The following is a 14,188-nucleotide window of genomic DNA, read 5'->3' on the forward strand; positions in this document are numbered from 1 at the left end:
GCAGAAATCTATTATACACTAAAAACTCCCAAACGATTGCACGGCAATCGTTTGGGAGTTTTGTGTTTCCGAATCTACCTTCCTTTCCTTCTGCTTGAATATCTGCGGAATGTGGGTCACAAAATTTATTTGTGATGTAGGAACGACCAGAAATCGGCTGGATTCTTGACCGCGCTGCGGTTGTAGATACTATCATCGCTTTTGCAAATGCGATCGATGCCCCAGACTGGCAAAAATTGCGATCGCACCTAGCTTGGCGAAAGAGATATCGACTCTTCGGAATTTTGAGGAATCAAACAACCTGTGGTAATTGTCAGCGATAATCCTGAAGTGCATGGCGCTTTGCGGGGAAAATCGCAATGAAATCTCATTCACAACTGAAATGCGAACTGATTTTTCCTAACTCAAAATTTCCTCCTACCTGGGAGTAAAAACTGCGCTAGGATAAGCAATCCGCTTGTGATTGAACTGTTCCCAAACTCGCACAAAAATCTCCGCAATTAGAGACATATCTTCCCGCGTCAAATCCGAATCAATCAACTGATTATCCTGCCAGCGAGCCCTCAAAATCTTATTAACCATATTCAAAGCCTCTTCATGAGTAGCATCCTTGAGCGATCGCAAAGCAGCCTCGCAAGAATCCGCCAGCATCAGAATCCCGGTTTCCCGCGACTGCGGAATAGGCCCATCGTAGCGAAAATCCTCCTCCCTCACTTGGCGACTTGCGATTGTTAACTTTGAATTATCCGCATCTGACAAAACCATCTTTAAATCTTCTATTTCTTTTGCAGCAATTTGCTGCGCTTGGTGGTAGAAGTAAGCAATTAACATTGTACCTTGGTGTTCGGGAATAAACGCCTGAATTGCCTTCGGCAATCGATGCTTTCGCGCCATCACCAAACCCTCGGTAACGTGCTTTTTAATAATCTCCGCGCTCGCCCAAGGGTCATTAATTTCATCGTGTTTGTTTGCCCCGCCCATTTGATTTTCACAAAACCCGAGCGGGTCGTGCATTTTTCCAATATCGTGGTATAATGTCCCAGTCCTGACCAGCTCAACATTGCAGCCGAGTTCCCGGGCCGCAGCCTCCGCCAAACTCGCCACAAACAGCGTGTGCTGAAAAGTCCCCGGAGCCTCGGCAGCCAGTTTCTTCAACAGCGGGCGGTTGGGATTGGCAAGTTCCGCCAGCCGGATCGGCGTAATCAAGTCAAAAACGTGTTCCAAATAAGGGCTGATGCCGATCGCCACAACGCTCCAAGCCAAACCGGCCAAACTTTGCGCGCCCACCGTACCCAGTACGACGTACCAAATAGCACCGGCAGCCGCGCTGGCAATCAAAGTCCCCACCAGATAAACCGTACCCTGAGTCAAGCCGACAGCCACGCCCAAAAGAGCCAATTCCTCGCGCGATCGCAGCCGCCCGGCCATAAAAGCGCCCAACAATCCGCCCGCCCCGCTAGCCACCAAATGAATCAAGTCCACATTTAAGCCAATGGGTAGCAGCGCCGACAGCAGCCCCACCACAGTCACTCCCACTGCCGAACCGTAGAAGCCGCCCGCTAAAATCCCGATCGCCGGCAAACTCGTCCAAGGCAGTCCCAAACTCACCAGCACCGGCGCGCTCAAAGTCAGCAGCAGCAATAGCAAATGATCTCTGCGGCGCAAGCGGTAGTGCCTTTCCACCAGCAGTACGATCGCAATTGCCCCCGCGACTAAACAAACAAAACCCGTCAGCCCTAGCCAATTCACCCCCCGCCGGCTCAAACCAAAATAGTCCAGCAACACGAAATCTTGCTGCGAGATCTCTTGTCCTTGTGCAACAATTATCTCGCCCTGATTTACTGCGATCATCACCGGTTTCACCTTTTGCGCCGCTAATTCAGCTAGCTGTTTGGTTTCCTCCCGATCTCTCACCAGATTTGGCTGCAAAATCGCTGTTAAACCCTCAACCGCCAAAGCTTGGGACTCTAACGGCACTTCATCAGCCACTTGCAGCTTCACAGCTTCTTTCAAAATCTCTTTAGGCAACCCCTGCAGGATACCTTGAGCCACCATCCTTTTTGCCGCGCGATTCATGCCTGTTTGGGTTTTCTGCCAGGCTGCTTCGGACAACTCAAACAGGGAAGTATCGTATATCTGGGGGAGTCCGGGAACCGACGGTTTTTCCAGCGCCTCCACAGCATTGAGATAGCGTCGGCGAGCAGAGGAAATACTGTCTGTCAGGCTTTGAAAGTCTGCAGCCGGGAGCGATCGGCTGTAAGCTTGCAGTTGAGCGATAGCATCCTGCCGAGACTTGTTCTCCGTCTGCCCAGCAACTGCGGGGGAATCCAAACTCAACCGCTGGGAAGTTGCACTTTTGTCCCCCGCTTGCGCCAAAATCGAGCGCCACTCCCACTCTGGACAGCTCCGCAAGTAAACCTGTGCAGCAAGTGAGAGCGCCGAGGACTTCGCAAACGGAAACGGGCCTACCGCCTCCCGTAGATCGCTCCCGTTCTGCAAAAATTGTTGCAATTCTTGATAAATTTGTCGATTGACCGCAGGATCTAGCATTAATATCGCTACAGCCCCGATCCGCGCTGCTTTCCGCTGTTCTTCAGTAGTTTTGTAATCCGGGACGCTAGCAGTATCAGGAGCCTTAATCGTCTGAGGAGCTTTCGTTCCCACATCCAGTTTCGGCTGGTTGTAGAAGCGGTGACCCAGAGTGCTGCTTAGGGAAACTACCGCTACGAGCGCCAACATAGGGGAACGAGCTTGATTTTTGAGGCTTGATTTGGAGGTTTTACTTGTAAATTTAGTAGTAAAAGTCTCGGGAAGAAGCCATTTCTGGCGCGACAAACGGCTCAGGAGAGGCCCGCCAGCGCGTGAGGTATCTGCTTTGCTGCTGCCATTTTGCACTTTAGCAATGTGTTGGCGCAGTGAGCGCGCAGCCCCTAGCTGCTCAATCTGCCGCATCAATGAGGAGAGCGTATTCATTTGTGTCGAAGATATATCACTGTTATCCAGCAGCTTTGTCAGAATTTCTGACTATGCATCTTGATTGATTTTATCCGAACTACCCTGGCTGAATATTCAACCCCCCAGACTGCTTTGCCTGACTATCGCCAGAAGTTGGCTTTCCTAACGGTGGCCAACAACGCAAGCAGCTTCTTTCCTTCCCTTGTCCCTCTTGAACAGAACTCGCCCGCGAGGGCTAAAAACCTTGTTTATCCGTAGATTCTTCGTTTCCCAACCCCATATTCTCGTTGAAACCCGGTTTTTTGGGGCAGGCGCGTCCGATTTAATTTTTCACTTTTTAATCTTTAATTGTCGCTCTCCTTCAACTTTCGCTTTTGACTTTTTAATGGCTAATTGCTAATTTCTGGTTTCCCCTTACCGTTAAAAGCTCCAACCTTTATATTTTACGAGGTCTAATGACATAAGGTGCAGCCACCGATCGGGCTAGCCCTGCAGAATCCAGTCCGGCATCGGGCCTGTAAACTCCTGCCCAAACAGCAAACAGGTTATTTGCTAACTCTACAATTTTTGCATCGCTGCCCGTTCCCCAGAGCGAGGGTTCTCGGCCCTCAGCTAGCTGCAGCGATTTAACCTCAGCCGAAGATACCTGTCGCCATTCTACAGGAATCCCAGCAACGCCGTTATAGGCTCCAGACAAAGCTCCCGTCAAGGCGCAGGTTATTTGTCCGGCTATACCACAGCGGGCAGCGCGCACCACTGACAAGCGCAAGTCTTCTGGGGTGTTCAAAAAGCAGTAGAAAGCTAAGGCAATGGGAATGAAATTTCCTGGGTTGACAATTGACTCCCTTTGTAATTTTTTCTCACCTTCGCCCTGTCTTTCTCGCAAAGCTGTGGCGCTTTTGCACAGATGAGTGGCGGCTCTTTCTAAATCGGCTCCCTTTTCTAGTAGTATTTGCACTTGCAGCAGCAGCTCTGTTAAAGCATTATCTGTTTTCAGGTAGGCAAGTGTTTGCTCGATCGCTGTCGCCGGGTCAAGTCTTTCTTTAAGAGCTCGGGCGATCATATATGCTACTGCTAAAATTGCTGTTTCCCATTCTGGCTGGTTTTCGTTGTGCCAAACCTCTATCGCCAGCATGATTTTTTCTCGCAGCTTGGCTTTATTTTCGTGAAAAAACATCGCCGATGGCAGCGCAGCAACGGCAGCTTCACTAGGGTTAAGCAGGGTTTGAAACTCACTGTTGCCGGGATGGTAGATTTCCGACTTGGCAAATGCTTGCCAAGTATCGCGCCAATCTTTTAAATCTAAACCCCTACACCGAATTAAACTTTGAGCACACGCTACCGCAAGTCTCCCGGATTCGGATGAGTCTTTGCCACTTGGGATTTTACTGTTGACAGAATTCAACGCCAATGTTGCCCCTCTTGGGGTGAATTGTTGGTGTTTCGTCAGTTGTAAAATCGGCTGCAAGTCTTCTGTTTGGGGGGGAATACCCACGAGTTGCCTCTGGTATTGCAGGCCTAGAGAGTCTCCTAAAACTGCCCCCAGGATGGTTCCTTGAAACTTGCTCAACAGGGAATGCCGCATTTGAATTTAACTCAAGTTGTTAGTAATTGGTAATTGGTAATTTAGAATTCTTCCTGGTTTGCTTCTTTGCCTAACTCTTGTGATTAATTTGAATTCAACCCAAACATATAAGGGCTGGTTTTCCATCTAAAACCTGCCCTCATCCGATCGCTACAATCGGTAAATTTTTAATTTTTAATCAGGTAACTAACTAGAGCTTGCAGCCCCAGCCGATAACTTTCTGAGCCAAAACCGCTGATTTGCCCGATCGCCACCGCTGCGATAAACGAGTGATGCCGAAAAGCTTCCCGCCGGTAAATATTGCTCAGATGAACTTCTACGGCAGGGATATTCACAGCGGCGATCGCGTCTCTAATTGCCACACTCGTATGAGTATAAGCTCCAGCATTAATCAATAAGCCTTGGTGCTGCCCTGACATCGAGTGAATTGCATCCACCAAGACGCCTTCATGATTAGACTGCTGAATTGAGACTTTCACCTGGAGGGCTTGCGCTTCTCGTTCTAGCAATTTGTTGATATCATTTAAAGTCGCAGAACCATAAACTCCAGGTTCTCGCTGACCCAATAGATTCAGATTAGGGCCGTGAAGTACCAGGATATTTAACAATTTTAAAAATTCCCGCGCAACAAAAATTACGAGAGTTTGGACATGGTATTTAGAACCACCCTGCCACCTCAAACGTCAAACCTTAAACCTCAAACTTCTAATTCAGTCCCGACTACCTGCGATTTCTCGGTTGGTTTACAGGAATACGAATCGGTTCGAGTTCCGGTTCAGGTTCGGGACTCAGCAGTCCTTCTATCAGCTTGCGAACCCATTCTTTAATTTGTTCCAGCACCTTTTCAATGTCTTCCATTGAACGGATAGCTCCTTTTTTTATAGTCTAGATTGCTAAACCGACGGCTAAATATCTGAAAATAAGCAAGCACTACTTTGAAACCAAAGGTCAAACTTGCTTTCTCGCTTGCTGGTTATTTTGAGCAATGGAGAGAGTCAGTATATTGGCCAATCAGTCCTATCTTATTATCATAACGAATCTTTACAGATAATCAAGAGGCAAAAGGAAAATTGCCGAATTATATCGGAGTAGAGAGTGTTAAATAAAGCTTAAGCTTACAGTTGACTGTTGACAATTGACCAATCGTAGGATTTTTTCTACGCTTTTGCCAACAATAATTTACGCCGGAGTCGATCGAGCGCCGTACAGCTACTCAGATTCCGAATCCAATCGCGGCCTCTGGCATCGCCAAAGCGATATTCAAAACTTTCTACGTCGCCGTGGGGGCCCGCTAAACCGATATAAACCAGTCCGACAGGTTTAGCGTCTGTGCCGCCTTCGGGCCCGGCGATGCCTGTAATGCTTAATCCCCAACTGGTGTTGAGGCGAGATCGCACTCCCGCAGCCATTTGTTTTGCCACTTGGTGGCTGACTGCCCCAAATTCGGCTAAATCTTGCGGATTAACATTTAATAATCCTTCCTTCACCCGATTGTCGTAAGAAATAATTCCGCCCAAAAAGTACCTCGAACTCCCGGCAACACCAGTCAGCATCGCTCCCAACCCGCCTCCCGTGCAAGATTCAGCCACGCTAAGAGTTTCGCCAGCCAACAGCAGCAATTTACCGACAGTCCAGGCGAGGGTATCGGTATCGGCACCGTAACAGTCTAGGCCAGCAATCTGCAGCAACTGTTGTGCGATCGGCTCAATCAAGTTTTTCGCAGCCACGGACGACTCCGCGCGGGCCGAAATCCGCAGTTTGACTTCGCCGTGATTGGCGTAGGGAGCCACAGTAGGATTAGTTAAATTGAGAAAACTATCTACTTTTTCGGCCAATGCCGACTCAGCAATCCCCCAAAATTTTAATGTGCGACTGTAAATAGTTTCGCTGCACCAGCCACCATTTTTCAGGTAAGGAACGGCGGTTTCTTGCCACATCAAGTGCATTTCCGCCGGTACGCCGGGAAATGTCATTACAGTCACGTTGGGAATCGGCTGCCAAATAATGCCCGGTGCAGAACCGCTGCGGTTTGGCAGAATGTCCGCACTTTCTGGAATTAAAGCTTGTTTGCGATTGCTGGGACTCATGGTGCGTCCCCGCTGGGCAAATTTGTATTCGATATCTGTGATAATTTCCGGCTTTTCGATCAGAGGAACCCCAAAAAAATCGGCGATCGTTTCGACTGTGAGGTCGTCTGGTGTGGGACCCAGGCCTCCCGTGAAGAGCAAAAGCTGCGATCGACTGACGGCGATTTCTAACACTTGTTTGATACGTTCTGGATTGTCCCCCACCACTGTTTGATAGTAGTGAGGGATTCCCAGGCTCGCTAATTCTTTGGCTAAAAACTGGGCATTGCTATTAAGAATATCGCCTAACAGCAATTCAGTGCCAACACAAATAATTTCAGCAACCATTCAATTTTAGATTTTAGATTTTGGATTTTAGATTGGGAAATTAATTGGGGAATGACAACAATCAACAGTCAACAGGCAACAGTCAACTAACTATCGAGCGTGTCTCCAAACTTTCCAGCTAGCATATCCCAGCAAACTTGTTGCACCCATAGCGTAAATTACGCCGCTGGGAAGCGAAAAAGCTAGGGCTAAACTTCCCACCCACAGTGTCAGTGAGTAAATAAATAAAACCGCAAATCGATGGGATAGTCCGGCTTGTAGAAGTCGGTGGTGGAGATGGCGCTTGTCAGCAATAAACGGTGACTTGCCGTTGCGAAGTCGATCGAGAATCACCGCCGACATATCTAAAATCGGTACTGCTAAAATTAAATATGGCAGCAACACAGAAGTAACAGCGGTAGTTTTAACTAACCCAATTACTCCCACTCCAGCGAGAGTAAACCCGATAAAATAAGCCCCGCCATCCCCCATAAAGATTTGAGCCGGATTGAAGTTGTAGCGCAGAAATCCCAAGGCCCCCCCAGCTAAAGCCGCTGCAATCAGGGCCGCCGCCGGTTGGTGCATCGCCAGACTGACAATCAGCATCACAACTGCAGCAATCCCTGAAACTCCGGCAGCTAAACCGTCTAAACCATCAATCCAGTTGATGGCGTTGGCCATGCCGACAAGCCAAATCACGGTAATTGGCAAGCTCAGCCAGCCAATATTAGTCAGTCCCAGGGAGGGAACTGTGAGAAACTCAATTTGTACGCCTGCCATCCAAACGATGCTGGATACGCCAATTTGCATGAGCAAGCGTTTTACAGCCGAGAGCGAAAATAGGTCGTCTGCTAAACCGATGAGGAAGAATCCGATGCCGCCGAGGGTGACTCCCCAAATTTCGTATTCGTCTTTGGGATTGAGAACTTGTCCGCTAGCATCGATGAAGCCTCCTGAGAGCCAGACAAATAAGAGGGCAGTGATAGTGCCGAGAAAGATGGAAACTCCTCCCAAGCGCACCATCGGGCGCTTGTGGACTTTTCGCTCGCCTGGCCGATCGACTCGCCCGCTTTTGAGACCAATTTTTTTGACTATTGGCGTACTCCAGAGGACGATGATCGCAGAAACCAGAAAAGCGAGTATGTGGTACAGATACTGGTACGGCATCTGAAATCAATTTTAAATAGTGCGGGGCAATTAGTCTGTCAGGCAGAGTCTACTACATTTCAGATGGCTTATAACAAGGAAACATCTTGAAGAGCGACTGGGGGTTTGGGAGTCGGAGATTTGCCGCAATGGCAGTTGCCCTGGGGCGAATTGTCAGGTTTTCCATTCATAACTCTCGAATTAACGATTTGAAATATCGACTTTTTCGCGAGCAAAAAAGTCGATATTTGGCGAGCGGGGCCAGTTGAGCGGTATCTTTCGCAACCGGCAAATACCGTTAGTCAAACCAGCCCCGCCCGACAAATATCTTTACTAAAAACCGTATTGGCGATCGATATTTTTGGTGAAAACCGCTTGTCAATATCGCTACCGGCAACTCTCAATCTTTTCCTGCTCTTTTACCCTTTTACCCGTACACTTCCAACTACCAATTCCCCATTGCCGATCAGGAAAATTAAGCTAATGCCGGCACTTTCAAGTACAAGTGGGGATATAAGGGGAAACGATCGCACAGTGCTGCTACTCGACGCAGGCAGTCGGCGGCGACGCTTTCATCATCTGGATTTAGCAGGCGATCGGCGATAATATTGCCAATCTCGGTAAATTCTGCTGTTCCCATTCCCCTGGTGGTCATGGCCGGCGAACCGAGTCTCAAACCGCTGGTGACAAATGGCGATGCCGGATCGAAAGGCACGGTATTTTTATTAGCAGTAATATTCACACCGCTGACTAATTGGTCCGCTCGCTTGCCTGTCATATTTACCGAGCGCAAATCAACTAGCATTAAGTGATTGTCCGTGCCGCCGGAAACGAGTTTTAAACCCCGCTGCTGCAACTGTGCAGCTAAAGCGCGTGCATTTTCAATTACTTGACCCGAATAAGTTTTAAATTCAGGCTTTAATGCTTCGCCGAAAGCTACTGCTTTGCCCGCAATGACGTGTTCTAAGGGACCACCTTGAGTGCCGGGGAAAACTGCTTTGTCAAATTTTTTACCTAATTCCGGGTCATTGGCCATAATCAAGCCACCACGGGGGCCGCGCAGGGTTTTGTGAGTGGTGGTTGTGACTGCGTGACAGTGAGGGAGGGGGTTGGGGTGGTGCCCTGTGGCGACTAACCCGGCGATGTGGGCGATGTCGGCGAGCAGGTAGGCTCCGATTTCGTCGGCGATCGCTCTAAACTTCTCAAAGTCGATAATTCGCGAATATGCTGAATAGCCACAAATTAGCAATTTCGGTCGGTTTTCTTTGGCGAGTGCCAAAATTTCATCATAGTCAAGCTGTTCTGTTTCTTGGCTGACGCCGTAGTGAAAAGCTTTGAACCATTTGCCGGATACGTTGACCGGCGAACCGTGGGTCAAGTGTCCGCCGTGGGACAAATCCATGCCCATAATTCCGTCTCCGGGTTCCAGCAAGCTCAAAAATACTGCAAAGTTGGCTTGAGCGCCGGAGTGGGGCTGGACGTTGGCGTGAGCGGCTCCAAATAGCTCTTTGGCGCGGTCGATCGCGATTTGCTCGATGCCGTCAATAAATTCGCAGCCGCCGTAGTACCGTTTTGCTGGCAGTCCTTCGGCGTATTTATTGGTCAGCACTGAGCCTTGAGCTGCCATTACCGCTGCGGAGGTAAAGTTTTCGCTGGCGATGAGTTCTAGGTGGTCTCGCTGCCGCTGCAGCTCTTGCCCGATTAAATCGGCAATGAGCGGATCGGTTTTGGAAAGGAATTCTAAGTTAGTGTCCGTCACAATAATCAACCTCTTGACAAATTTGGGATTGGGAATTGGGGATCTTATACCGTACTACGGATTTCGCACCATTCATATAAATATTACGTTGTGTTCAGGGTAAGCCGTTTGTCCCCAACTCCTGACATACAATGAAATTACTGGTGTGAAACCTGCCGGAGGTATCAAATGTTAGTCATTTTAATGGAAAATCAGATGCTTGCCCCTCAGTGTGTTTGCCAAAGTTGTTTGCTGGCAGATCGCACTGGCCAACCGCGCTGGAGTGGTGGAGAGCTTCGCTGCGGACATCCAGTTGCTAAACCTACGGAAAATTTGCCCGATCGGTACGAGTGTCAAATGGGCTTCGTCATTGCCAATATTAAATAAGAAAGCCTGCCGTTGGTAGTTGAGGCTGCTCCCTGCTGAGTAAAAAGCAAGTTCCGGCAGAGTCGAAACACAAACCCTGCTGCTGCGTTATCCTGAGTTTAATGGAATTAATAGTTAATCGATCGACTCAGGAGAGTTCATTATGACTTGGCGCGGATCTACAACTGTTCCAGACCGGATTTTTGCTTCTTTGCCTTATTTGCTCCCGTTGGTTGACGGGCTTGCCTTTGGCAGGTTTCTGTTTACACAGTTTCCTGTCCTGCAACTGTTGTTGATACCGCTAGCTCCATTGATGCAAATTTATAGTTTGCCCTTTGCTAGCTTGATTATCTTCTTTGCTCTGTATTTAGGAGTAGTTAGAAACGAAAACATCAGTCACTTCATTCGTTTTAATGCGATGCAGGCGATTCTTTTAGACATTGTTTTGATGCTGTGCGGTCTGGTTTTGCCGATTTTTTCTAAAGGCTTACAAGTCGCATTTATTGCGGAAACTCTGTATAACATGGTGTTTTTGGGCGCTTTTGCTGCATTTGTCTATGCCGTAGTTCAGTCGCTTTTGGGACGATATGCAGAGATTCCTCCGCTTTCGGATGCTGTTTATATGCAGGTACGTTAGTCAGTTGGCAGTTGGCAGTTGACCGTTGACAGTTGTTGGTGATAATTACTAATTACCCATTACTAATAACTACTGTATTTTCAAGACTGCCGATGCCTTCTATTTCAATTCTGACTCGATCGCCTATTTGTAGCGGCCCTACTCCTTGCGGCGTTCCCGTCAGTATCACATCGCCGGGAATTAGGGTCATTATTTGACTGATGTAGGAGACGAGAAAGTCTGGCGAAAAAACCATGCGATCGATCTGGGATGACTGTACCGGTCGCTCGCTCTCATTGACAAAAGTCTGCAATTGTGCAGCAGGACTCAGTTCGCGGACAATCCAAGGCCCCAAGGGACAAAAAGTATCGAACCCTTTGGCCCTCGCCCACTGGTTGTCCCGCTTTTGCAAATCTCTGGCTGTTACGTCGTTGGCGATCGTATAGCCCCAAATTTTGCTGTGTGCTTGTTCGGGAGTGCAGTTGGTACAATGTTCGCCAATTACCAGGGCCAATTCTCCCTCGTAGTCTACCCTTTCCGACTGCTGCGGATAGCGAATCGCTCCACCTGCAGGAATGACAGCACTCGGAGGCTTGAAAAACAGCAGGGGTTCTTCCGGTACTGGGGTTCCCATCTCGGCGGCGTGATCGACGTAATTTTTGCCTACGGCTACAATTTTTGAGGGAGAGCACGGGGCGAGAATTTGGTAAGTATCTGGTGAAAGTTCCAAATCGGTTGGTTGTCCTTTTAACCAGGGCGGTGCATCAAATACTTGAACGCTGTGGCCCAGTTGCAGTAAACCGTAATGGATGTGTCCTTGTGTTGTTTTAACTCGAACGTAGCGCTGGGCCATAGTATTTTAGATTTTAGATTTTAGATTTTAGATTCTAGATTCTAGATTAAGAGGATATAGGCATAATTGCGGAAAATTAATTTGTTTATACCCGTTTAAGATTTTCGCTGTGCAATTTTGCAACCGCTTTCTGTACAAATGCCGTGCAGCGGTAGATCCCAGGAGTCAACTGGTAGTTGGGCCAGCAAGGCAAATTCAAAGATAATGCCGATCGTAACTTTTGATTCCCACTCAGCTAAACTGAGCATTCTGTCGTAATAGCCGCCGCCGTAGCCCAAGCGATAGCCGCGAACATCGCAGCCTACTGCGGGTACGAGCATTAAATCTACTTCTGAGTGGTCTATTTTAGGAGCATCCGGCAGGGGTTCGAGTATGCCATAAGCTCCAGTATGTAAAGCATCTCCAGGCTGCCAGATGTGCCAGGATAGCTCTTTGCCGACACAGCGGGGAAATCCCCATTGGCGGGGAGTTACAAATAGGGGACTTAAATCTGGTTCTTGGCGACAACTGAAGTAGGCGAGGATTGTTTTTGCTTGGGTGAGTAAGGGCGACTTTTGCAGGTGATTGCAGAGGCGATCGCTCTTTTGTCTCCATTCTTGTGCTGATAAGGATTTGCGGGTATTGAGGAGCGATTTTCTTAATTCGGTTTTAGTTAATGAAGGTTCAGGAGTATTCATATTAGCGATCGAATCTCTCGTTTTAGTTCCAGTCCGACAGGGGCTGAAAACCCCTGTCTCACAGCGAAAGTCCTCTAAAAGAGGACTACAATTAATTGCATTTTCATCACATTCCGTGGTCGATTTTAACCGACTTTAGCTGTGAGGCAGGGGTTTCAATCCCTGCCGGACTGTCGGACTGTCGGACTGTCGGAAAGTATCAACAAACTGGATTTGATATTACATATTGTCTCATCACAGGACAAACGCTAAATAGCGTTTCATTCTCCTGTTCTTCTATTTCAACTAACGATCGCCTCCCCAAAGATTGCACCCCGTTGAATAACTCAGAGGGCGATAAATCGGCATCTTGTAGCAATTGCTCTATTGAAACTGAATTTGCTTCCCCGCTGAGGCGGCTGATGAGTTTTTTCTCTAATTCTGACAAACGATTTATCTGCGGGTGCAATGTTGCTGTCAATTCTTCCCCTAAGAATAGCATATCATATTTCAAAAATTCTGCAACTCTACCTCGGAATATTTCTTGAATGGTGGTGGCGACTATTTTTAACCACAATGGATTGCCTCGGTAGGCGTTAATTAAGTTTTCCCATTTTTCTGGATTGAGTAAACTTTTTTGTCTGAAAATTTCGGCTGCTGCTGCACCTAGGCCTTTGAGTTGTAAGCTGCGAACTGATGATTTTTCTCCTTTTAAGGCGGTTATTTCTCTGGGTGGTTCCCAACTGTTGAGGATTAAACAACTGTTGTGGGTTGTTTCTCCGATTTGTCTGAAGAGGATGCTGTAATTTTCGCACTCGGGGCGGTAATTTCCTGCTAATTGTCCGCTGCTGAGAATGGTTTGCACGTCGTCGATGATAATGAGACAGCGGTTTTTTCGCAGATATTCCATTAACAGGGAAAGCCGATCGGGAATGCTGGTAGGGAGTTCGATTTCGGGTTTATTTAAGAGAAATTCTAGGAGATTTTTTAGGGTAGTTTCTAACGGTGGGGAGTGGCGGAGACTTCGCCAGATGACGTATTCAAAGTTATGCTGAATTTTTTGGATGAGGTGGAGGGAAAGTGCGGTTTTGCCGATACCGCTGAGTCCTGATATTGTTGCAAGGGTACACTTGTCTTGAACGATCCATTTTTCTAGGGTGGCGAGTTCGGATGTGCGATCGCACAATGATGAAATATGAGGTGCGTCTGCTAAGTCTAGTCTGGTTTGGGGTTGGGAGGTGTCTGAGGTGGGGGTGGAGGGCGATCGATCTTTTGGAACTTCGGGAGGTTGCAAAGTGTCTCCACAAACATTGACATTATTAATTTGTGTACCGTCTTTCGCAAACTTTGATGAAATAATTGAGAATCGACATCTTTCTAATGTTGTTTTAAAATTTGATTTATTCAGTTCTTCACCTAAGACATCAGAAAGAACTTGCCATAATTCAGAAGCCACATTTCTGACATGACCTTCAGTGCAGTGAGATTCTTCTGCAATTTTAGAGTATCTTTGACCTTTCCATGCACCCCGCAAGATAGCTTCTTGCAGATCGTTTAAGTGTTCTCCTGTTTTGGCGAAAACCAGATCCTCGGCAAATCTCAAGACTTCTTTAACGTCCATTGGTCGAGTAGGTGTAGGGTTTTTTCTTATTTTATCATACTTTTTATGATATTTTATGACAGTTTATGACATTTCTGACAGATCGCTCGTCTCAATTGCTGATAAAATTTGACATTTTATTACTCCGATAAATTCATAATTAGAAGATAATTATAAAAACCAAATAACTTCCTGTGGGTTAAACTAGTACACCTCGGCGTAAATACACAGACTATTAGACAGCCAAGACTTTACCCTTATATGTCCACTTAAAAGGTTT

General features: G+C 47.5%; 12 protein-coding genes. 2 read left to right on the forward strand and 10 right to left on the reverse strand.

Annotated elements, in window-relative coordinates:
* Positions 1-417 precede the first annotated feature (417 nt).
* The 7 genes from QUA04_RS25595 to glyA form a co-directional block, all read right to left on the reverse strand.
* Complete coding sequence (locus tag QUA04_RS25595; protein ID WP_333262481.1) at positions 418-2,973, reverse strand: HDIG domain-containing metalloprotein; 2,556 nt, start codon at positions 2,971-2,973, stop codon at positions 418-420.
* 418 nt (positions 2,974-3,391) lie between these two features.
* Positions 3,392-4,540 carry an ADP-ribosylglycohydrolase family protein gene (locus QUA04_RS25600; RefSeq protein WP_333262484.1) on the reverse strand — a complete coding sequence of 383 codons (1,149 nt, stop codon included), beginning with the start codon at positions 4,538-4,540 and terminating at the stop codon, positions 3,392-3,394.
* Between the two features lie 167 nt (positions 4,541-4,707).
* The gene (aroQ, locus tag QUA04_RS25605; RefSeq protein WP_333262488.1) at positions 4,708-5,148 is read right to left on the reverse strand and encodes a type II 3-dehydroquinate dehydratase; all 441 of its coding nucleotides are present in this window, start codon (positions 5,146-5,148) and stop codon (positions 4,708-4,710) included.
* Between the two features lie 112 nt (positions 5,149-5,260).
* Positions 5,261-5,398, reverse strand: a complete 138-nt coding sequence (locus QUA04_RS25610; protein ID WP_006631912.1) for a hypothetical protein — start codon at positions 5,396-5,398, stop codon at positions 5,261-5,263.
* A 299-nt stretch (positions 5,399-5,697) separates the two neighbouring features.
* The gene (locus tag QUA04_RS25615; RefSeq protein ID WP_333262491.1) at positions 5,698-6,954 is read right to left on the reverse strand and encodes a competence/damage-inducible protein A; all 1,257 of its coding nucleotides are present in this window, start codon (positions 6,952-6,954) and stop codon (positions 5,698-5,700) included.
* 90 nt (positions 6,955-7,044) lie between these two features.
* Positions 7,045-8,100, reverse strand: coding sequence for an MraY family glycosyltransferase (locus QUA04_RS25620; RefSeq protein ID WP_333262495.1), 1,056 nt, complete (start codon positions 8,098-8,100; stop codon positions 7,045-7,047).
* Between the two features lie 454 nt (positions 8,101-8,554).
* Positions 8,555-9,838, reverse strand: a complete 1,284-nt coding sequence (glyA, locus tag QUA04_RS25625) for a serine hydroxymethyltransferase (protein WP_333262498.1) — start codon at positions 9,836-9,838, stop codon at positions 8,555-8,557.
* A 168-nt stretch (positions 9,839-10,006) separates the two neighbouring features.
* Here glyA and QUA04_RS25630 point away from each other — a divergent pair, with 168 nt between their 5' ends.
* Both QUA04_RS25630 and QUA04_RS25635 read left to right on the forward strand, forming a co-directional pair.
* Positions 10,007-10,204, forward strand: a complete 198-nt coding sequence (locus tag QUA04_RS25630) for a hypothetical protein (protein ID WP_006631916.1) — start codon at positions 10,007-10,009, stop codon at positions 10,202-10,204.
* A 142-nt stretch (positions 10,205-10,346) separates the two neighbouring features.
* The gene (locus tag QUA04_RS25635) at positions 10,347-10,820 is read left to right on the forward strand and encodes a Tic20 family protein (RefSeq protein WP_015176109.1); all 474 of its coding nucleotides are present in this window, start codon (positions 10,347-10,349) and stop codon (positions 10,818-10,820) included.
* 52 nt (positions 10,821-10,872) lie between these two features.
* On the opposite strand, the gene QUA04_RS25640 is transcribed toward QUA04_RS25635, so the two are convergent.
* The 3 genes from QUA04_RS25640 to QUA04_RS25650 all read right to left on the reverse strand — a co-directional run bounded on the left by QUA04_RS25640 (position 10,873) and on the right by QUA04_RS25650 (position 13,929).
* A complete protein-coding gene (locus QUA04_RS25640) occupies positions 10,873-11,652 on the reverse strand; it encodes a fumarylacetoacetate hydrolase family protein (RefSeq protein WP_333262502.1) in 780 nt (259 codons plus the stop codon).
* A gap of 95 nt (positions 11,653-11,747) precedes the next feature.
* Complete coding sequence (locus tag QUA04_RS25645) at positions 11,748-12,329, reverse strand: 5-formyltetrahydrofolate cyclo-ligase (RefSeq protein ID WP_333262505.1); 582 nt, start codon at positions 12,327-12,329, stop codon at positions 11,748-11,750.
* 199 nt (positions 12,330-12,528) lie between these two features.
* Positions 12,529-13,929 (reverse strand): NB-ARC domain-containing protein, encoded by a 1,401-nt coding sequence (locus tag QUA04_RS25650; RefSeq protein WP_333262508.1) that lies wholly within the window; start codon positions 13,927-13,929, stop codon positions 12,529-12,531.
* Positions 13,930-14,188 lie beyond the last annotated feature (259 nt).

Origin of the sequence: Microcoleus sp. S13_C5, from assembly GCF_036700845.1 — a bacterium.
Lineage (GTDB): Bacteria > Cyanobacteriota > Cyanobacteriia > Cyanobacteriales > Microcoleaceae > Microcoleus.